Source organism: Microbacterium sp. DT81.1, from assembly GCF_049844955.1.
Classification (GTDB): domain Bacteria; phylum Actinomycetota; class Actinomycetes; order Actinomycetales; family Microbacteriaceae; genus Microbacterium.
The window spans coordinates 720,757-738,762 of sequence record NZ_JBNCMA010000001.1 but is presented as its reverse complement, the minus strand read 5'-3'; the positions used below and the strand labels follow the sequence as shown (position 1 = coordinate 738,762).

Genomic DNA, 18,006 nt, shown 5'->3' with positions numbered 1-18,006 from the left:
GTCAGCCGCGTGTCACACCGGACACGTCGTGCAGGTAGCCGATGCGGCCGTCGTCGTGCCGCACGACGAAGGTCTCGCCGCGGTCCTCGATGACGAGAGCCCAGGCGGTCGGTCCGATCCGGAAGATCGGGATGTCCCGCTCGTCGACGACGTCGCGCTCCTCGGGCACGAGGGCCCAGAATGCCTGGTTCGACGGGGCGGCCGCGGAGGCGTGCGCCTGCTGCTGGTCGAAGGCGCGCGTGTGGGTGGAGTCCTCGCTCGCAACCGGCTCGGCGGCCGAGAAGACGGGCGAGTCCGTCCCGTAGCCGCCCGTTGTGCCTGAGGCGCCGCCGGTCGCGCCGGTCGCGACCGCGGTGCCCGTGACGGCGTGTGCCCCGGTGTCACCCTGTGCGGACTGCTCGAAGGGGACGGCCACGACGCGGTCACCGTCCGTCGGGGTGCGGTAGCCCTCGGGTGCCGCCGCCACTGCATCGCCCTCGACCGCCTCGGGCCGCGCCTGAGGCTCCGGCTCCGGCTCCGGACGCACCGGGCGGGGACGGGGCACAACCTTGCGGACGGGGCGCGCGTTGCGGTGCGCGACGACCTCGGGACGCCCGCGGAAGTCTTCGCTGAGCGGCTCGATGAAGGTAGCGAACACCGTGAGCACGACGAGCGCGAACATGAGGGCGAGCTCGACCCACACGACCCAGCCGCGGAGCCACGGACCACCGTCCACGACGAAGGCGATCGTCTCCCAGAGCAGCTGCAGCCACAGCACGGCCGCGACCGAGAACGCGACGGAGGCGAACTGGTCGATGCCCAGCGAGCCGACTCGGCGGATGCCCTGGGGCGAGAAACGCCGGAGCACGAGAAGGAAGACGGCGACGGTCGGCACGCCGATCGTCAGGATCCAGAGGATGCCGGAGGTCCAGACGGATTCGAAGCGCACGGTGCTCAAGGAGAAGAACGACACGATGAAGGCGAGGGCCCACGCGACGAGGATCGCCAGCTCCCGGATCGTGAAGGGCCCCACGCCGTACTGCGCGGACGAATCCTCCACCTCTGCGATCGGGGTCTCCGAACCATCGGCGGTGCGTCCTGCGTCCTCATCCGTCACGATCTTCCCTTCCATCGAGCTCGTCTTGCGTCCCCGATACTACTCGGCGCTTCTCGGCGCCCCGAGGGGGCTCGCCTGTTCTTCAGCCGAGGCAGTTCGGGCCGAGCAGTGATTTGAGGTCACCGAACAGGTCGGCCGTGACGCGAACCGGATGCGGCAGCTCGAACAGCTTCGCGGTTCCGCCCTTGTGCAGCTTGATGGAGACCTCGGTGGTGCCTTCGTGGCGGTGCAGCACGGCCGCCAGCTCGAGCATGGCCGGCTCGGTCGCGCGGTGCTCGGCGATGACCAGCGTGAGCGGGCCGGAGGCATCCATCGACCCGATGTCCGGGGTGAAGGCGGACTGGGCGTGCAGATTCATGCCGTCGTCGCGCCGAGAGACGCGTCCCCGCACCACCAGGATGGCGTCGGACTGCAGGAGCGGCTGGAACTCGACGTAGGTCTTCCCCATGAACATGACCGTGATCTCGCCGTTGAAGTCCTCGACCGTGATCATGCCGTACGGGTTGCCGCTCGATTTGGCCACCCGGTGCTGCACGCTGGTGATCAGGCCGGCGATCGTGACCTGATCGCCGTCCTGCAGGTCGTCGGAGGTCAGCAGGTCGTGGATCGACGTCGACGCGTGCTTCGCCAACGGCACCTCGAGCCCCGCCAGCGGGTGATCCGAGACGTAGAGGCCGAGCATCTCGCGCTCGAACGCGAGCTTGTCCTTCTTCGTCCACTCGGGTCGATCCGGCACCTTCGTCGTCTGCGTGGGCTCGTCCCAGAGGCTGTCGAAATCGAAGCCGACCTCGCCATTGGCCTCGCGGCGCTTGTCGAGCACCGCCTGCTCGGTGGCATCCTCGTGGATCTCCATGAGCGCGCGCCGTGTGGCACCGAGGGAGTCGAACGCTCCCGCCTTGATCAGCGACTCCACCGTGCGCTTGTTCGCGACATGCGTAGGCACCTTGGTGAGGAAATCGTGGAACGACACGAAGCCGTCGTCGCCGCGCGAGGCGACGATTCCCTCGACGACGTTGGAGCCGACGTTGCGGACGGCTCCGAGACCGAACCGGATGTCGTCGCCGACCGCGGCGAAGTACTTGATCGACTGCGCGACATCCGGCGGGAGCACCCTGATGCCCATGCGGCGGCACTCGTTGAGATAGACGGCGAGCTTGTCCTTCGCGTCGCCGACGCTGGTCAGCAGCGCCGCCATGTACTCGGCCGGGTAGTGCGCCTTCAGGTAGGCCGTCCAGTAGGCGATGAGGCCGTAGGCGGCCGTGTGCGCCTTGTTGAAGGCGTAGTCCGCGAACGACTCGAGCACCTTCCAGAGCGCCTCCTGCGCCTGCGGGCTGTAGCCGTTGGTCGTCATGCCGCCGAAGAAGTCGGCCTGCTGCTTGTCGAGCTCGGACTTCTTCTTCTTGCCCATGGCGCGACGCAGGATGTCCGCCTGGCCGAGCGTGAAGCCGGCGAGCTTCTGCGCCGCCGCCATCACCTGCTCCTGGTAGACGATGAGGCCGTACGTCGTGTCGAGCACGTCCGACAGCGGCTCGGCGAGCTCGGGGTGGATCGGCTCGATCTCCTGCAGCCCGTTCTTGCGCAGCGCGTAGTTCGTGTGCGAGTTCACGCCCATGGGCCCCGGGCGGTACAGGGCGAGGACGGCCGAGATGTCCTCGAAGTTGTCGGGCTTCATCAGGCGCAGGAGGCTGCGCATCGGCCCGCCGTCGAGCTGGAAGACCCCGAGCGTGTCGCCCCGGGCGAGAAGCTCGTACGACGCGGCGTCATCGAGCGCGAGGTCTTCGAGCACGAGCTCTTCGTCGCGGTTGGCACGGATGTTGTCGAGGGCGTCATCGATGATCGTGAGGTTGCGGAGCCCCAGGAAGTCCATCTTGATCAGGCCGAGCGACTCGCACGCGGGGTAGTCGAACTGCGTGACGATCTGGCCGTCCTGCTCGCGCTTCATGATCGGGATGATGTCGATCAGGGGTTCGCTCGACATGATCACACCGGCGGCGTGGACGCCCCACTGGCGCTTCAGGTTCTCGAGGCCGACGGCCGTGTCGAAGACCGTCTTCGCCTCGGGATCCGTGTCGATCAGCGCCCGGAACTCGCTGGCCTCCTTGTACCGCGGATGCTGCGGATCGAACATTCCCTCCAGCGGCATGTCCTTGCCCATCACGGCCGGGGGCATCGCCTTCGTCAGCCGCTCCCCCATGCCGAACGGGAAGCCGAGCACCCGGCTCGCGTCTTTCAGCGCCTGCTTCGCCTTGATCGTGCCGTAGGTGACGATCTGCGCGACGCGCTCGTCGCCGTACTTCTCCGTGACGTACTGGATGACCTCGCCGCGGCGACGGTCATCGAAGTCGATGTCGAAGTCGGGCATCGAGACGCGGTCCGGGTTGAGGAACCGCTCGAACAGCAGTCCGTGCTGCAGGGGGTCGAGGTCGGTGATCCGCATGGCGTAGGCCGCCATCGAGCCTGCGCCCGATCCGCGGCCGGGTCCGACCCGGATGCCGTTCTCCTTCGCCCAGTTGATGAAGTCCGCGACGACGAGGAAGTAGCCGGGGAAGCCCATCTGCACGATCACGTCGGTCTCGAAGTCGGCTCGCTCGCGCGCCGCGGTCGGGATGCCGGCGGGATACCGCGCGTGCAGGCCGCGCTCGACCTCCTTGACGAACCAGCTCTGCTCCGTCTCGCCGGCCGGGACCGGATAGCGGGGCATGTAGTTCGCGCTGGTGTCGAAGCGGATGTCGACGCGCTCGGCGATCGCGAGGGTGTTGTCACAGGCCTCGGGGTTGTCGCGGAAGATCTGGCGCATCTGCGCAGGGGTCTTGAGGTAGAACTCCTCCCCCTCGAACTTGAAGCGCTTGGGGTCATCGAGAGTCGAGCCCGACTGGACGCAGAGCAGCGCCGCGTGGCTCTTCGCGTCGTGCTGGTGCGTGTAGTGCAGGTCGTTCGTCGCGACGAGCGGAAGGTCGAGCTCCTTCGCGAGGCGCATCAGGTCGTTCATCGTGCGGCGCTCGATGTCGATGCCGTGGTCCATGACCTCGGCGTAGAAATTGTCCTTGCCGAAGATGTCGCGGAACTCCGCGGCGGCGGCCTTTGCCGCGTCGTACTGACCGAGCCGTAGGCGGGTCTGCACCTCGCCGCCGACGCAGCCGGTCGTGGCGATGACGCCCTTCGAGTAGGTCTGCAGCAGCTCGCGGTCGAGCCGTGGCTTGAAGTAGTAGCCCTCGAGCGACGCGTACGACGACATCCGGAAGAGGTTGTGCAGGCCCTCGTTGCTCTCGGCGAGCAGGGTCATATGGGTGTAGGCGCCGGAGCCCGAGACGTCGTCGTCGTTCTGGTCGGGGCTGCCCCAGCGCACGCGGGCCTTGTCGGCCCGGTGCGTGCCGGGGGTGACGTAGGCCTCCATGCCGATGATCGGCTTGATGCCCGTGTCGGTCGCGGTCTTGTAGAAGTCGAAGGCGCCGAACGTGTTGCCGTGGTCTGTCACGGCGATCGCCGGCATGCCCTGCTTCGAGGCCTCTTCGATCAGCGGCTTGACCCGTGCCGCCCCGTCGAGCATCGAGTACTCGCTGTGCACGTGCAGGTGAACGAAGGAGTCGGATGCCACGGATCGAGTCTACGGTCGAGGTCCGACGACCCGCCCCAGCGCACGCCGCGGCCGCCGCCCGGAGTCGTGCACAACGGCGGGGATTCTTGGCGACACGCCGGGTGGGGGCATCCACCACCGGCGTGTCGAGGAGAATCCCCGCCGTTGTGCGCGCGCGACCCGGGACGCGAGCGCAGGGATGACCGCTAGGGCGCGGAGTCGACCACGGTGATCGTCGTCGTCATCCGGTGCCCGGGCACCGACTCGGGCACGATCCCTGGTCCTGGCAGCCACGTGCTCGTGCTCTCCGCGACAAGCCCCGTACGGGTGTCGATGGTCATGGTGCCCATCCGCGGTTCGTAGGAGTCGTAGTGGAACGCGATCGTGGTGAGATCGCCGTCGACCGACTGGATCTCGACCCCCGGTGCGAGCGCGAGTGCGCGGAACATCGCGGCGCGCAAGTCGGGCGGTGCGGCATTGAGCTCGAGATCCTGAGTGAGCACGGTCACGACGCCCTCGTCCAGGTCCTGGACGTTGCCGGCGATCAGCCGCGCCCGATTCCAGTCGATGAGCGCCTGGGGATCGCGGGGCATCTGTGCGAAGTACGCATCCGACCCGTACGCCGGGTAGGTCTCATCGCCCGGGTCGCCGAGGCCGCCCTGGTAGCGGTTCACGATGACCTCCTTGAGCGTCATCGCCAGCCAGTCCGCGGCGAGGGGCTCGGCGTCCGTCCCGTAGAGCGACAGGAGCTGCTTCTCGGGCTGGAACACCCTCACCCATTCGCCTGAGCGATCGGCGGGGATATAGGTCGAGTAGGTCCCGGCCACCACCCAGGCCGCCGTCGCGCTCTCGCGGGATGCGTTGTAGGGCGAGTTCGGGGCATCGGCGGCATAGAGGACGAGCTGTTCCGTGCGGTGATCGATGCGCAGGTACCCGTCGTCGGCGATCGCGGACCCGGCGGAGGTCGTGGCCAGCGCGGCGGCCCCTTCGAGCACGGAGGCGGCCGACACCGGTGGGATCGTCGGCGCCGGGGTGGGCGTCGTCGTCGGCTCGGGCTCGGGCTCGGTCGTGACCGTCACGTCCGGGGCGGCCGGTGGCGGTGTGACCGCCTCGATCACCGCGGCGGGTGGTGCGGAGAGGGCGATGGCGACCGCCGTCGTCGCGGCTCCCGCTGCCACGAGTCCGCCGATCCCGATCCACAGCCGGGCGCGTCTGCGCGGCGCCGGGTCCGGCAGCAGACCGCGTCGCACCTTCTGAAGCGCGGAGGCCAGCTGCTCTTCCGTGAGCTCGGCGTCTGCGCCGATCTCACGCACGCGATCCAAGGCGTCCATTGGCTTCCTCCTCCTTGGTCCATGGTTGACGGTGATCCGGCTTGATGTCCGGCGGCGACAGCTTGCGGCGGACCCGATTCAGTCGGGAGCGCACCGTGCCGACGGGGATCCCCTGAGCCACCGCGATCTGCTCATAGGTGAGATCGCCCCAGGCGTAGAGCAGCAGAGTGTCGCGGTCGCGCGCCGTGAGGGCCGCGATCCGGGGGGCGAGCGCCCGAAGAGCCGCCGCGGCATCCGTTCGCTTCACGAGCGCGTCGATGGCGCCGTCGGACCACGTCTCGGCGCCTCCCGCGGAGGCCTCGAATGCCCTCCACTGCGCCGCCTCCTTGCCCCGGTGCTTTCCGATGAGCCGGGTCGCGATGCCCAGCAGCCACGGCTTCGCGGAGTCCCACGAGGGGTCGAAATCACGCCGTCGGCGGAAGGCGACCAGGAACGTCTCGCTCAGGATGTCCTGGGCGGCGTCGGACCCGACTCGCCGTGCGGCGAACGCGCCGATGACCTTCGCGTGTCGCTCGAAAAGCTCGGCGAAGGCGGACGGGACATCGATCGACCGTCGTATGATCTCGCTGTCTGCGCTCACGTTAAGGATTGCCGATTTCGGCGCATCCGGTTCACATTCTGCATCGTCCCACGCTCGCGCGCCGGGCACGAGATGCCTCCTCGTAGGCTTGCCTCATGGCGACCCCTGACTTCGTTCTCGAGCTGCGCCGCTCCATCGGCACCGCTCCCCTCCCCCTGGTGGGCGTCACCGCGGTGGTGTTCCGCGACGAGAAGGTGCTGCTCGGACGGCGCGCCGACAACGGGCACCTGGAGTGCGTGTCCGGCATCGTCGACCCCGGCGAGCAGCCGGCGGATGCGGCCGTGCGTGAATGCGTGGAGGAAGCGGGGGTCGACGTGCGCGTGACCCGCCTGGCGCTCGTGCGCGCGCTCCCCCGCATGACCTACCCGAACGGCGATCAGGTGGACTATCTCGATCTCGTGTTCCGGTGCGAATGGGTGGCGGGCGATCCGCATCCGGCCGATGGCGAGCTCACCGAGGTGTCGTGGCGCGGGCTCGAGGAGTTGGGCGACACGACCCCCGAGCATGTGCGCAACATCGCGCTCGCGCTCGCCGAGGACGACCCGGCCCGGTTCGACGGCGGCCGTCCGCGCTGAGCGGTCAGCGCAGATCCAGGCGCATCACCACGCGCGGTATGCCTCCGGACACCGAATCCGTATCGGCTGCCTTTTCGAACCCCGCTTTCTCGAACATCGACCTCGTGCCGACGTAGGCCATCGTCTGGTCGACTTTTCTGCCCTGGTTGTCTACCGGGTAGCCCTCGATCACGGGGGCGCCGTTCGCCTTCGCGAACTGCACGGCTCCTTCGATGAGGGCGTGGGAGATCCCCTGCCCTCGATGACCCGGACGTGTCCGGATGCACCACAGCGACCATGCCTCGAGGTCGTCCACGTGCGGGATCTTGCGGTTGCGCGCGAAATTCGTGTTCGCCCGCGGCGCCACGGCCGCCCACCCGGCGACCTCGTCGCCGTCGTACGCCAGCACTCCCGGCGCGGGGGTCTCGGCGCACAGCGCACGAACGAACTCCCCGCGCTGCGGACCGCGCAGCTCCCCGTTCAGCTTCGCGGGGATGCGGTAGCTCAGGCACCAGCAGACGTTCGACTCGGGGTTCTTCGGCCCCACCATCGCCTTCACGTCGTCGAAGACCGTCGCGGGCCGCACCGTGATCGTCATGCGGTCCAGGATGCCGCGCCCCACCGACACCCGGCAACGCCGGATCCCGATCGACTGCCGCGCGCTCAGTCGGCGCGCAGCACCTCGAGCGCGTGCGCGAGATCCGCCGGGTACGGCGATGAGAACGTGACCCGGTCGCCGGTCGCCGGATGGTCGAAGGAGAGCTGGCGGGCGTGCAGCCATTGCCGCGTCAGTCCCAGTCGCGCGGCGAGGATCGGGTCGCCGCCATAGAGGGGGTCGCCCACGCAGGGATGCCGATGGGCCGCCATGTGCACCCGGATCTGGTGGGTTCGCCCCGTCTCGAGGTGGATCTCCAGCAGGGCGGCGCCCCGGAACGCCTCGAGGGTCTCGTAGTGGGTCACGGAGTCCTTGCCGGTCGGTGTGACCGCGAACTTCCACGAGTGGGTCGGATGCCGGCCGATGGGCGCATCGATCGTCCCGGCGAGCGGGTCCGGATGCCCCTGCACGACGGCGTGGTAGATCTTCTCCACCTCGCGCTCCTTGAAGGCCCGTTTCAACACGGTGTACGCACGCTCCGTCTTGGCCACGACCATGAGGCCGCTCGTGCCCACATCGAGGCGATGCACGACGCCCTGGCGCTCGGCGGCACCGGTCGTCGCGATGCGGAATCCGGCGCCGGCGAGGGCACCGAGGACGGTCGGTCCTTCCCAGCCGACGGAGGGGTGCGCCGCGACCCCGCTCGGCTTGTCGACCACCACGATCTCGTCGTCGTCGTAGACGATGCCGAGGTCATCCACCACCACGGGGACGATGGTCGGCTCGTCGCGGGCCCGCCACGACACCTCGAGCCACGCTCCCGCGTGCAGCCGGTCGGATTTTCCCAGCACCCCGCCGTCCAGGACGACGCCGCCGGCCTCGGCGACCTCCGCCGCGAACGTCCGCGAGAATCCGAGCATCTTCGCGAGTCCGGCGTCGACGCGCACTCCGTCCAGCCCATCGGGGACGGGCATGCTCCTCGTCTCCACGTCAGGCCTTCGAGGGTTCGTCCGTGCCGGCCGGGGCATCGCCCGCGGCATCCGGTTCGCTCTCGGCCGCGCGCTCGCGACGCTCGCGCGTGCCGTCGAGGCGGATGCCGAACAGGACGAGCAGCGCCACGGCGATCATGCACGTGACGATGAAGATGTCGGCGATGTTGTAGATCGCGGGCATCATCCACGGAGTGGAGATGAAGTCGACGACGTGGCCGACGGCGAAGCCGGGGGTGCGGAGCAGACGATCGGTCAGATTGCCCAGCACACCGCCCAGCAGCAGGCCGAGCACGACGGCCCAGAGCCTCGAGTGCACGCGCGTGATGAGCCACACGATCCCCACCGCCACCGCGGCGAGGGCGATGGTGAAGATCCAGGTGATCCCTTCGCCGAGCGAGAAGGCGGCGCCGGGGTTTCGAACCAGGTAGAAGACGAGGAATTCGCCGATCACCGGCACCGGTTCCTCCGGCGGCAGGTTCTCGATAGCGAGGTACTTGGTGAACTGATCGGCGGCCAGCACCAGCGCCGCGAGGATCGCGATGATGGTGCCGGCCGCCGCCGTTCTCAGGGGGGCTCGGCGGGTCAAAGGCCCGGCCTAGAGGCCGATGGCAGAGACCGGAGTCGAACCCGACGAGGCCGCCGTGGTCTCGAGGTCGCGGAGCTTGCCTTCGATGTAGCTGCGCAGCTGTGCGCGGTAGTCGCGCTCGAACTGGCGGAGCTCGGTGATGCGGGACTCGAGCACACCGCGCTCGCGTTCGAGGCTGTCGAGCTGCTCGCGCTGCTTCTGCTCCGCCTCGGAGAGGATGCGGGCGGCCTCGGACTGCGCGTCCGAGATGAGCTGATCGCGCTGGGCCTTGCCCTCGGCGACGTGCTCGTCGTGCAGCCGCTGGGCGAGCTCGATGATGCCGGCACTGGCGGCGACGGGAGGCGTGCCATCGGCGACACGGGGCGTCTCGGCGACGGGCTCGGGCTTGGCCTCTTCGTCGGGAGCCGCGGCGACGGGCTGGGGGGTCTCGCCCGACTCGTACTGGGCGAGCTTGGCCTTCAGCTCTTCGTTCTCCGCGATCGTCTTGCGCCATTCGACGACGATCTCGTCCAGGAAGTCGTCGACCTCGTCCGGGTCGAAGCCCTCCTTGAACCGGACGTGCTGGAACTGTTTGGTGACGACGTCATCTGGGGTCAATGCCATGGTGGCTCCTCTTTCGATGAGTTCGGGACGCTGGCCAGAGTCAGGCAGTTTCTCGCCAGGACGGCAACGCTCTAGCAAGCATAGTCGGCGGTCGCGGAGCGTGTCGAAGGGTCAGCCGGCGAGCGATCTGGTGACCGCGAGCAGGATGAAACACAGCAGCATCGTCAGCGCGAAGGCGAAGTCGATGGCGATGGCGCCGACCCGCAGCGGGGGGATGAAACGACGGAAGAACTTGATCGGCGGGTCGGTGATCGTGTAGATCACTTCGGCGATGACGAGGAATCCGCCCTTCGGGCGCCACTCCCTGTTGAAGATCGGGATGTACTCGAGGATCAGCCGTCCGAACAGCACGAAGATGTAGAGCAGCAGCAGCGCGTTGAGGATCCCGAAGACGAGCTGGAGCACACCCCTACCCTACGGTGCGAACGAGGCGGACTCGGCATCCGCCTGCGCGATCGCACCGTCACCCGAGACCGCCACGTTCTCCGGCGACAGCAGGAAGACCTTGCTGGTGACGCGTTCGATGCGTCCGTACAGGCCCAGCGACAGCCCGCTTGCGAAGTCGATCAGGCGGCGAGCATCGGCATCGCTCATCTGCGACAGGTTGATGATCACGGGGATGCCCTCGCGGAAGTTCTCAGCGATCACCTGCGCGTCGCGATACTGCTTCGGGTGCACGGTGAGGATCTCGCTGACGGCGCCCACGATCGGCTGGCGCACCACGGCGGGGCGGCGCAGCGGAGTGACGGGCGCCTTGGCCTCGACGTCGCGCGAGCTCTCGCGAGTACCACGCGCAGCCGGCTGAGGCGCCTCTTCGTAGGCTTCCTCCTCATCGGCGAGGCCCAGGTACACCATGGTCTTCTTGAGCGGGTTCGACATCGCATCCTCCGTGTTGCTCGTCTTCATTGAGATTAACCCCGTGCCGGTCGTGGGCCCGTGATTGCGGACCCGATCCTTAGGTGTGTCGCACCGAACGCGATCGCGTCGGCGAAATCGGCTGTCATTCCCGCCGAGATCCAGGTGGCCTGCGGCACGATCGACCGCACGCGGTCGGCGTATCCGCGCAGTCGCTCGAACGCCGCCGGTGCAGGTTCATCGAGCGGCGCCACGCCCATCACGCCGCGCAGCGCGAGGGTGTCGCAGCCGGCGACGTGCTCGGCCAGAGACTCGATCTCGGCGGGTGCGACGCCTCCGCGGTCCGCGTCGTCCGTGAGGTTCACCTGAAGCAGCACATCGAGGGTCGGTCCCCCCTCCGCCGCCGCATCGAGGGCGTCGGCGAGGCGTGCTCGATCGAGGGAGTGCACCGCGGTCGCCGCCTTCCGGATCGATCGTGCCTTGTTCGTCTGCGCCTGGCCGATGAAGTGCCAGCGGATGCCGTGCAGCGCACCGACCTCCGCTGCCTTCGCCGTGAACTCCTGCTGCCGGTTCTCCCCGAAGTCGCGCACCCCGAGGGCGTGGAGCTCGCGCACCAGCTCCGCCGGGTGGAACTTCGAGACCACGATCCGGGTCAGCTCGCCGGGATCCCGGCCCACCGCCCGGGCCGCCTCGGCGATCCGTGCGTCGACACCTGCGAGCCGCTCTTCGAGCTCGCCGGTGCGCCGCGCTTCGAGGCTGCGTGGCTCCTCAGCCTCATCCACGTGTCCCGCTACTTCAGGAAGTCGGGGATGTCGAGGTCGTCGTCACCGAAGGCCGAGTCGTAGCTGCTGGTCTCCGGCAGCACCGGGGACGAAGAGGCGGCACCGACCGAGACCTTCTCGCGCACCTCGCTCCGCACCTCGGCGACCTCCTCAACGGGCGCGGGCAGCGCCGGCGCAGGACGGGTGGCCGCGAGCGGAGCGTCGAGCCGCACGGTGGGCTCGCCGCTGTCGAAGCCGGCCGCGATGACCGTCACCCGCACCTCGTCGCCGAGGGTGTCGTCGATCACCGTTCCGAAGATGATGTTCGCCTCGGGGTGCGCCGCCTCCTTGACGAGCTGCGCCGCGTCGTTGATCTCGAAGATGCCGAGGTTGGACCCGCCCTGGATCGAGAGCAGCACGCCATGGGCGCCCTCGATGCTCGCCTCGAGCAGGGGCGATTCGACGGCGAGCTCCGCCGCCTTTATCGCCCTGTCGGCGCCACGAGCGGACCCGATGCCCATGAGCGCCGATCCGGCACCCTGCATGACCGACTTCACGTCGGCGAAGTCCAGGTTGATGAGACCGGGCGTGGTGATGAGGTCGGTGATGCCCTGCACACCGGCGAGCAGCACCTGGTCGGCCGTGGCGAACGCCTCGATCATCGAGATGCCGCGATCGCTGATCTCGAGCAGGCGGTCGTTCGGCACGACGATGAGGGTGTCGACCTCTTCCTTCAGCTTGCTGACGCCCGCGTCGGCCTGGCTCTGACGGCGGCGTCCCTCGAAGGAGAACGGGCGCGTCACGACACCGATGGTCAGGGCGCCGATCGACTTCGCGATGCGGGCGACCACCGGAGCTCCGCCGGTGCCCGTGCCACCGCCTTCGCCGGCCGTCACGAACACCATGTCGGCGCCGGCGAGGGCCTCCTCGATCTCCTCCGCGTGGTCCTCGGCGGCTCGACGCCCGACCTCGGGGTCGGCGCCCGCGCCCAGCCCGCGTGTGAGCTCGCGGCCGACGTCGAGCTTGACGTCGGCGTCGCTCATCAGCAGCGCCTGCGCGTCGGTGTTGATGGCGATGAACTCGACGCCGCGGAGGCCGAGTTCGATCATGCGGTTCACGGCGTTGACGCCGCCGCCGCCGACGCCGACGACCTTGATCACCGCGAGATAGTTCTGGTTCTGGCTCATGCCGGCCTCCGTCTGTCCTGAACCTGGTTCAAAACCTTCAACCTCTACTAGAGGTGTAAAGAATTGCTCGGTATGCAATTCCTAAGACAGACGCTAAGCGGATGCCTCGCCACGGCCGGGAACACGGCGGGCGTGTCGCACATTCTGGAGCGGAATGTCGTGTGGCGCTGGTCAGCGCACGACGACGGCCGTGGGGGAGGACACGTCGTAGACACTGACATCGGCCGGGGGGCGGGCCGCCATCGTGGTCTGCAGCACGACGGACTTCATCGCCGACTCCTCGGCGCTGCCCCAGACGACCTGCGTGTCGGTGCCTCCGAGCGTCAGAGTGACGTCGTCCGGCGACGTGGCCGCCACCGCGGTGACCTGCCCGCGGATCTGGTCGGGAAGTGAGCGCATTACCAGCCCGACCGCCGAGAACGCGTCGGATTTCACTCCGCCGCGCGCGGTGATCAGCGGCCGGCCCGCGGGGGCCGCGGCGGTCGTGGAGAGGGCGACGCCCGCGGCATCCACCACGGTGAAGCCGGCCGCGGACGCCACTGCTCCGATCGGCGTGCGCTCCACGACGCGCACGACGAGGTCGTGCGGGGGGCGGGCTTCGAGCGTGTACGTCTCGATGAGGGGGAACGCGAGCAGCGCTGCTTTCACCGCGCTCGCGTCGACGAGGGGCAGCGGCGTGCCGACCTCGTCGGCGAGCGCCGCCTCGACGGCCGCAGTGTCGAGCTGCTCGGCCCCGAGGATACGGATCCGCTCGACCGCGAAGAGGGGGCTGTAGGCCGCGCCGAGCGATCCGAGCACCAGCAGGAGCAGGGATGCCGCGGCCCCGATCCAGACGGCACGCCGGCGGCGTGCGCGCACGGTGAAGCGGCGCACCTCGGCGCGCAGCGCCTTGCGTCTGGCCCGGCTGGCGCGCCAGACGTCACGGAGCCGCACCTGATCGGGTTCCGGGTCGGGCGTGGCGCTCGGCGACGCTCCGGGGCGCGCCGGCGTCTCGGTGGTGACCGAAGGCTCGCTCGGGGCACCGGGCGAGGACACCGTTCCCGCCGGCACCACTGTCTGCATCGGCAGCAATGTGCCCGTCGCCCCCGCGGGTTCCGTCGCCACCACGGCCGCGGACCTCACCACAGCTGCGGACCCCACCACCGGGATCGGTTCGGTACGCGCGGTGGGGTCGTGCACCACCACGGGTGCGGAGACACGGTCGGGATCGGCCACGCGCACGGGCTCATCGACCCCGGTCGCGTCCGTGACCGGATTCGGCTCGATGACCGGGAGCGGCTCGAAGGCCTCGTTCCGCGCCCGGACCGCGACGGATCCGGTCGCCTCTCTCGACGGCGCTTCCGCCGCCGGCTCCGGCGCCTTTCGCGCCGGGACCGGAAGAGGCGTCGGCCGCCGCATCCCTAGTCCCCCGTACCGCGCGATGCCGAAGCCCGAGTCACGGGCGCCGTGCGCTCGAGGGCCCCCAGCACCTGCGGGATGATCTGGTAGACGTTGCCGCAGCCGAGCGTGATGACGTAGTCGCCGTCGCGGGCGACCCCCGCGGTGTAGTCGGCCGCATCCTGCCAGTCCGACACGAAATGCACGTGGGCCGGGTCGGCGAAGGCACCGGAGACGAGTTCGCCCGTCACGCCGGGTATGGGGTCTTCCCGGGCGCCGTAGACGTCGAGCACGATCGTGTGATCGGCGTGCGACTCGAGCACCTCGGCGAACTCGCGGAACATGTGCTGCGTGCGGGAATAGGTGTGCGGCTGGTGCACGGCGATGATGCGCCCGTCCCCCACGACCGTTCGTGCCGCCGCGAGCGCCGCCGCGACCTCGGTGGGGTGGTGCGCATAGTCGTCGAAGACGCTGACCCCCCGCTCGACTCCGTGCAGCTCGAAGCGGCGCACCGTGCCCTCGAAGCCCTCCACCGCGCGGACGGCGGGCGCCAGGTCGTAGCCGAGCGTTCTCAGGACCGCCACGGCCCCGGCCGCGTTGATGGCGTTGTGCGCGCCGGGAATCGCGAGGCGAGCGGCGACCGACTCGCCGTCGTGCGTGATCGTGAAGGCGACCGGTCCGTCCGTTCGGATGTCGGTGACGCGCACCTGCGCCCGTTCCGCCTCGCCGAAGGTCAGGACCTGCTGGTGGGACAGCCCTTCCGCGACGCGTACGGCGCCCGGGTCATCCGCCGAGATGACCACGGCCTCGCGTGCCTTGTCGGCGAACCGCGCGAAGGCGTCGTCGAAGGCCTCCGCCGAGCCGTAGTGGTCGAGGTGGTCGGCGTCGATGTTGGTGACGAGCGCCACCGAGGTGTCATAGAGCAGGAATGTGCCGTCCGATTCGTCGGCCTCGACGACGAAGAGGTCATCGGCCCCGGTGCCGCTCGATGCGCCGAGCTGCGCGATGACTCCGCCGTTCACGAAGTTCGGGTCGGCCCCGAGCGCCCGGAGAGCCGTGACGATCATTCCCGTGGAGGTGGTCTTGCCGTGCGCCCCGGCGACCGACACGAGCCGGCGCCCGCCGATGAGCCAGTACAGGGCCTGCGAACGGTGGATGACGGGCATCCCCCGCTGCTTGGCCGTGACGAACTCCGGATTCTGGGGCCAGATGGCGCCCGTGTGGATCACCGTGTCGGCGTCGCCGAGGTGTGCGGCATCGTGCCCGACGTAGACCGTGGCGCCCCGCTGCTCGAGGTCGCGCAGCGCTGCGCTGTCGGCGCGGTCGGATCCGGAGACCGGGATGCCGGCGGCGAGGAACATGCGGGCGAGGCCGCTCATGCCCGATCCGCCGATGCCGATGAAGTGCGCGGCGCCGATGTGCTCGGGGATGGGAAGGCTCAAATCGGGTGAGATCATGACGGGTCAATCCTAAGTTGGCCTCCGGGGAAGGCCCTCCCGGCGCGCCCGAGCGGCGTCTGCTCCCCGCCCTGGCCCGGCTCAGTCGTCGCAATATGCGGGTGCGCAGGCCCATCACTCGCAGTTGGCGCCGAGTGAGCGGTGGAGGCCGGGATCAGCGCGCGAGTGCCTCGTCGACCATCGCGATCACGTTCTCGGTGCCGGTGCGGGTGCCGATGGATGCCGCGGCCGCGGCCATCGCGTCGATCCGGCCGCGATCGGTCAGCAGTGGAATGACATCGCTGCGCACCCGATCGGCCGTGAACCCGGCGTCCTCCAGAAGGACTGCCGCGCCGGCCTCGATCGCCGAGCGCGCGTTCAGCCGCTGCTCGCCGTTGCCGACCGCATAGGGGACGTAGATGGCCGGGATGCCGAGAGCGCTGATCTCGCTGACCGTCGCCGCTCCCGCTCGCGAGACGATCGCATCCGCGGCGGCGAAGGCCAGGTCCATCCGGTCGACGTAGCGCCGCATCGCGTAGCCGGGGACGCCGGGGTCCTCGAGCGTCGCTCGCTCACCCGTGACGTGGATGAGCTGCCATCCGGCCGCCAGGATGTCGCGCCACGAGCCCGCGAGGGCCTCGTTCAGGCGCTGCGCGCCGAGCGACCCGCCGAAGACCAGCAGGGTGGGACGCCCGGCATCCAGCCCGAAGAACGCGGCCGCCTCGGACCGCATCCCCCGGCGATCGAGCTCGACGACCTCGCGGCGCAGCGGCATCCCGACGACGCGCGCGCCGCGCAGCGGCGTCCCCTCGAACGCCACGCCGATACCGGCGGCCCGCCGCGCGCCCAGGACGTTCGCGAGCCCCGGCCGCGCGTTCGCCTCGTGCACCACGACGGGCACGCGCTCGCGGCGCGCGGCCACATAGGCCGGTGCCGACGCGTAGCCGCCGAAACCCACCACGACGTCCACCCCGCGCTCGCGGATGATCGTGCGCACCTGAGAGATCGCACGGCGGAAGCGCGTGGGAAACGCGGCGGCGGCACGGTCGGGCCTCCGGGGGAACGGAACCTTGTCGACGAACACCAGCTCAAAGCCGCGTTCGGGTACGAGGCGCGCCTCCAGACCCTCTCTCGTTCCGAGCACGAGCACGTCCGCGGAGGCATCCCGCGCGCGCAGGCCATCGGCCACGGCGAGCAGCGGGTTGACGTGGCCGGCGGTTCCCCCGCCGGCCAGAAGGTAAGTCGTCACGCCGGAATCTTCGCACGCCTCGCGGATCGCGGCGGACGCGTGGCCCGCGCGCGACCCGCCGTCCGGACCGGGAGCGAGCGGGCGAACGAGAGCAGCACGCCGCAGGCGATCAGCACCGACATCAGGGCGGTGCCGCCCTGCGACATGAACGGCAGCGGGACGCCCAGCACGGGGAACACCCGCAGCACGACCCCGATGTTGATGAGCGCCTGGCTGAGGATCCAGACCGTGATGGCACCGGAGACGATCCGGACGAAGGGGTCGTCCGTCTTGCGGATCACGTGGAAGGCCCCCACGGCGAAGAGGGCGAACAGCGCGAGCACCACGGCGCAGCCGATGAGCCCGAGCTCCTCGCCGACGATCGCGAAGATGTAGTCGCTCTGCGCCTCGGGGAGCCAGTCGAACTTCTCCTTGGAGTTGCCGAGGCCGAGGCCGAAGACGCCACCACCCGCGAGGCCCCAGATGCCGTGCAGCGGCTGGTAGCAGTCGTTGTAGTAGTCGGCGAGGCAGTTCGGGTTGAGGAAGCTGAGGAACCGCCGCACGCGGTCGGGGCTGGTCACGGCGAAGTAGGCGACGGCCGCGGCCGCACCGAGCAGCGGAAGGATGAAGATGCGCAGCTTGACGCCGGAGAAGAACAGCGCACCGAGCACCAGGAGCACCAGGATCATCACGGTGCCGAGGTCGTCACCGGCCATGACCGACCCGATCACGAGCACGGCCACGGGTACGAGCGGGATGAACACGTGCCGCCAGAGCCCCAGCAGCGTCTGCTTGCGGAACAGCACGTACCCCACCCACAGGGCGAGACCGAGCTTCAGGAACTCGGAGGGCTGAGCCTGGACTCCCGCTATGACGATCCAGTTGCGGTTTCCGGCGTTCTCGAAGCCCAGCGGAGTGAACACGAGCAGCTGGAACACCACCGTCGCGAAGAGCGCCGGCCAGGCGATCCGCTTCCAGAAGCTGATCGGGAACCGGCTGGCGATGAACATCAGCGGCACGCCGATCAGTGCGAATACGGATTGGCGGATGACGGCATCGTAGGGGCCGGCTCCGGATGCGGTGGACGTCGCCGACGTCGCCGAGAGCACCATCACGAGCCCGAACCCGGTGAGCATCAGTGCCGTCGAGGCGATCAGCAGGAACTCGCTGGGCACCGGCGCGAAGACCCGGCCGAGCGACACGCGCGCCGCGAGGCCGCGCTTGGGCGCGGAGTCCGGGAGCGGCGCGGGG

At 69.4% G+C, this 18,006-nt stretch carries 17 protein-coding genes; 1 reads left to right on the top strand and 16 read right to left on the bottom strand.

Going from position 1 to position 18,006, the window contains the following annotated elements:
- Nucleotide 1: 1 nt before the first annotated feature.
- The 4 genes from ACLQ2Q_RS03400 to ACLQ2Q_RS03385 form a co-directional block, all read right to left on the bottom strand.
- On the bottom strand, nucleotides 2–1,111 hold the full coding sequence (locus ACLQ2Q_RS03400; protein WP_425817940.1) for a hypothetical protein: 1,110 nt from the start codon (nucleotides 1,109–1,111) through the stop codon (nucleotides 2–4).
- Between the two features lie 67 nt (nucleotides 1,112–1,178).
- Nucleotides 1,179–4,691 (bottom strand): DNA polymerase III subunit alpha, encoded by a 3,513-nt coding sequence (gene dnaE, locus ACLQ2Q_RS03395; RefSeq protein ID WP_425817938.1) that lies wholly within the window; start codon nucleotides 4,689–4,691, stop codon nucleotides 1,179–1,181.
- A 185-nt stretch (nucleotides 4,692–4,876) separates the two neighbouring features.
- The gene (locus ACLQ2Q_RS03390; protein WP_425817936.1) at nucleotides 4,877–6,001 is read right to left on the bottom strand and encodes a hypothetical protein; all 1,125 of its coding nucleotides are present in this window, start codon (nucleotides 5,999–6,001) and stop codon (nucleotides 4,877–4,879) included.
- Nucleotides 5,976–6,581, bottom strand: coding sequence for an RNA polymerase sigma factor (locus ACLQ2Q_RS03385; RefSeq protein WP_425817934.1), 606 nt, complete (start codon nucleotides 6,579–6,581; stop codon nucleotides 5,976–5,978). The genes ACLQ2Q_RS03390 and ACLQ2Q_RS03385 overlap by 26 nt, the downstream gene beginning before the upstream one ends.
- A gap of 95 nt (nucleotides 6,582–6,676) precedes the next feature.
- Here ACLQ2Q_RS03385 and ACLQ2Q_RS03380 point away from each other — a divergent pair, with 95 nt between their 5' ends.
- Nucleotides 6,677–7,156: an NUDIX hydrolase gene (locus ACLQ2Q_RS03380; RefSeq protein ID WP_425817932.1), complete on the top strand. Its 480-nt coding sequence runs from the start codon at nucleotides 6,677–6,679 to the stop codon at nucleotides 7,154–7,156.
- Between the two features lie 4 nt (nucleotides 7,157–7,160).
- Here ACLQ2Q_RS03380 and ACLQ2Q_RS03375 read toward each other — a convergent pair whose 3' ends face one another.
- The 12 genes from ACLQ2Q_RS03375 to ftsW all read right to left on the bottom strand — a co-directional run bounded on the left by ACLQ2Q_RS03375 (nucleotide 7,161) and on the right by ftsW (nucleotide 17,957).
- On the bottom strand, nucleotides 7,161–7,733 hold the full coding sequence (locus tag ACLQ2Q_RS03375) for a GNAT family N-acetyltransferase (protein ID WP_425817930.1): 573 nt from the start codon (nucleotides 7,731–7,733) through the stop codon (nucleotides 7,161–7,163).
- 65 nt (nucleotides 7,734–7,798) lie between these two features.
- Nucleotides 7,799–8,719 carry an RluA family pseudouridine synthase gene (locus ACLQ2Q_RS03370; RefSeq protein ID WP_425817928.1) on the bottom strand — a complete coding sequence of 307 codons (921 nt, stop codon included), beginning with the start codon at nucleotides 8,717–8,719 and terminating at the stop codon, nucleotides 7,799–7,801.
- A 1-nt stretch (nucleotide 8,720) separates the two neighbouring features.
- A complete protein-coding gene (gene lspA, locus ACLQ2Q_RS03365) occupies nucleotides 8,721–9,308 on the bottom strand; it encodes a signal peptidase II (protein WP_425817926.1) in 588 nt (195 codons plus the stop codon).
- A gap of 9 nt (nucleotides 9,309–9,317) precedes the next feature.
- Nucleotides 9,318–9,911, bottom strand: a complete 594-nt coding sequence (locus tag ACLQ2Q_RS03360; protein WP_425817924.1) for a DivIVA domain-containing protein — start codon at nucleotides 9,909–9,911, stop codon at nucleotides 9,318–9,320.
- A gap of 111 nt (nucleotides 9,912–10,022) precedes the next feature.
- Nucleotides 10,023–10,316 carry a YggT family protein gene (locus ACLQ2Q_RS03355; protein WP_425817922.1) on the bottom strand — a complete coding sequence of 98 codons (294 nt, stop codon included), beginning with the start codon at nucleotides 10,314–10,316 and terminating at the stop codon, nucleotides 10,023–10,025.
- Nucleotides 10,317–10,325: 9 nt separating this feature from the next.
- Nucleotides 10,326–10,790: a cell division protein SepF gene (locus ACLQ2Q_RS03350; RefSeq protein ID WP_425818613.1), complete on the bottom strand. Its 465-nt coding sequence runs from the start codon at nucleotides 10,788–10,790 to the stop codon at nucleotides 10,326–10,328.
- Nucleotides 10,791–10,822: 32 nt separating this feature from the next.
- Complete coding sequence (locus ACLQ2Q_RS03345) at nucleotides 10,823–11,548, bottom strand: YggS family pyridoxal phosphate-dependent enzyme (protein WP_425817920.1); 726 nt, start codon at nucleotides 11,546–11,548, stop codon at nucleotides 10,823–10,825.
- Between the two features lie 8 nt (nucleotides 11,549–11,556).
- Nucleotides 11,557–12,714, bottom strand: a complete 1,158-nt coding sequence (gene ftsZ / locus ACLQ2Q_RS03340; protein ID WP_425817918.1) for a cell division protein FtsZ — start codon at nucleotides 12,712–12,714, stop codon at nucleotides 11,557–11,559.
- Between the two features lie 171 nt (nucleotides 12,715–12,885).
- On the bottom strand, nucleotides 12,886–14,112 hold the full coding sequence (locus ACLQ2Q_RS03335; protein ID WP_425817916.1) for an FtsQ-type POTRA domain-containing protein: 1,227 nt from the start codon (nucleotides 14,110–14,112) through the stop codon (nucleotides 12,886–12,888).
- Between the two features lie 2 nt (nucleotides 14,113–14,114).
- On the bottom strand, nucleotides 14,115–15,548 hold the full coding sequence (gene murC / locus ACLQ2Q_RS03330; protein WP_425817914.1) for a UDP-N-acetylmuramate--L-alanine ligase: 1,434 nt from the start codon (nucleotides 15,546–15,548) through the stop codon (nucleotides 14,115–14,117).
- Between the two features lie 154 nt (nucleotides 15,549–15,702).
- Nucleotides 15,703–16,776, bottom strand: coding sequence for a UDP-N-acetylglucosamine--N-acetylmuramyl-(pentapeptide) pyrophosphoryl-undecaprenol N-acetylglucosamine transferase (locus ACLQ2Q_RS03325; protein ID WP_425817912.1), 1,074 nt, complete (start codon nucleotides 16,774–16,776; stop codon nucleotides 15,703–15,705).
- Nucleotides 16,773–17,957 carry a putative lipid II flippase FtsW gene (gene ftsW / locus ACLQ2Q_RS03320; RefSeq protein ID WP_425817910.1) on the bottom strand — a complete coding sequence of 395 codons (1,185 nt, stop codon included), beginning with the start codon at nucleotides 17,955–17,957 and terminating at the stop codon, nucleotides 16,773–16,775. Before ftsW ends, ACLQ2Q_RS03325 begins: the two co-directional genes overlap by 4 nt.
- Nucleotides 17,958–18,006: the final 49 nt, after the last annotated feature.

Excerpts from the sequence above, each read along its gene's own strand:
- ACLQ2Q_RS03400 (WP_425817940.1), bottom strand. The coding sequence starts at position 1,111 with ATGGAAGGGAAGATCGTGACGGATGAGGACGCAGGACGCACCGCCGAT.
- ACLQ2Q_RS03390 (WP_425817936.1), bottom strand. The coding sequence starts at position 6,001 with ATGGACGCCTTGGATCGCGTGCGTGAGATCGGCGCAGACGCCGAGCTC.
- ACLQ2Q_RS03380 (WP_425817932.1), top strand. The coding sequence starts at position 6,677 with ATGGCGACCCCTGACTTCGTTCTCGAGCTGCGCCGCTCCATCGGCACC.
- ACLQ2Q_RS03375 (WP_425817930.1), bottom strand. The coding sequence starts at position 7,733 with ATGACGATCACGGTGCGGCCCGCGACGGTCTTCGACGACGTGAAGGCG.
- ACLQ2Q_RS03360 (WP_425817924.1), bottom strand. The coding sequence starts at position 9,911 with ATGGCATTGACCCCAGATGACGTCGTCACCAAACAGTTCCAGCACGTC.
- ACLQ2Q_RS03350 (WP_425818613.1), bottom strand. The coding sequence starts at position 10,790 with ATGTCGAACCCGCTCAAGAAGACCATGGTGTACCTGGGCCTCGCCGAT.
- ftsZ (WP_425817918.1), bottom strand. The coding sequence starts at position 12,714 with ATGAGCCAGAACCAGAACTATCTCGCGGTGATCAAGGTCGTCGGCGTC.
- ACLQ2Q_RS03335 (WP_425817916.1), bottom strand. The coding sequence starts at position 14,112 with ATGCGGCGGCCGACGCCTCTTCCGGTCCCGGCGCGAAAGGCGCCGGAG.
- murC (WP_425817914.1), bottom strand. The coding sequence starts at position 15,548 with ATGATCTCACCCGATTTGAGCCTTCCCATCCCCGAGCACATCGGCGCC.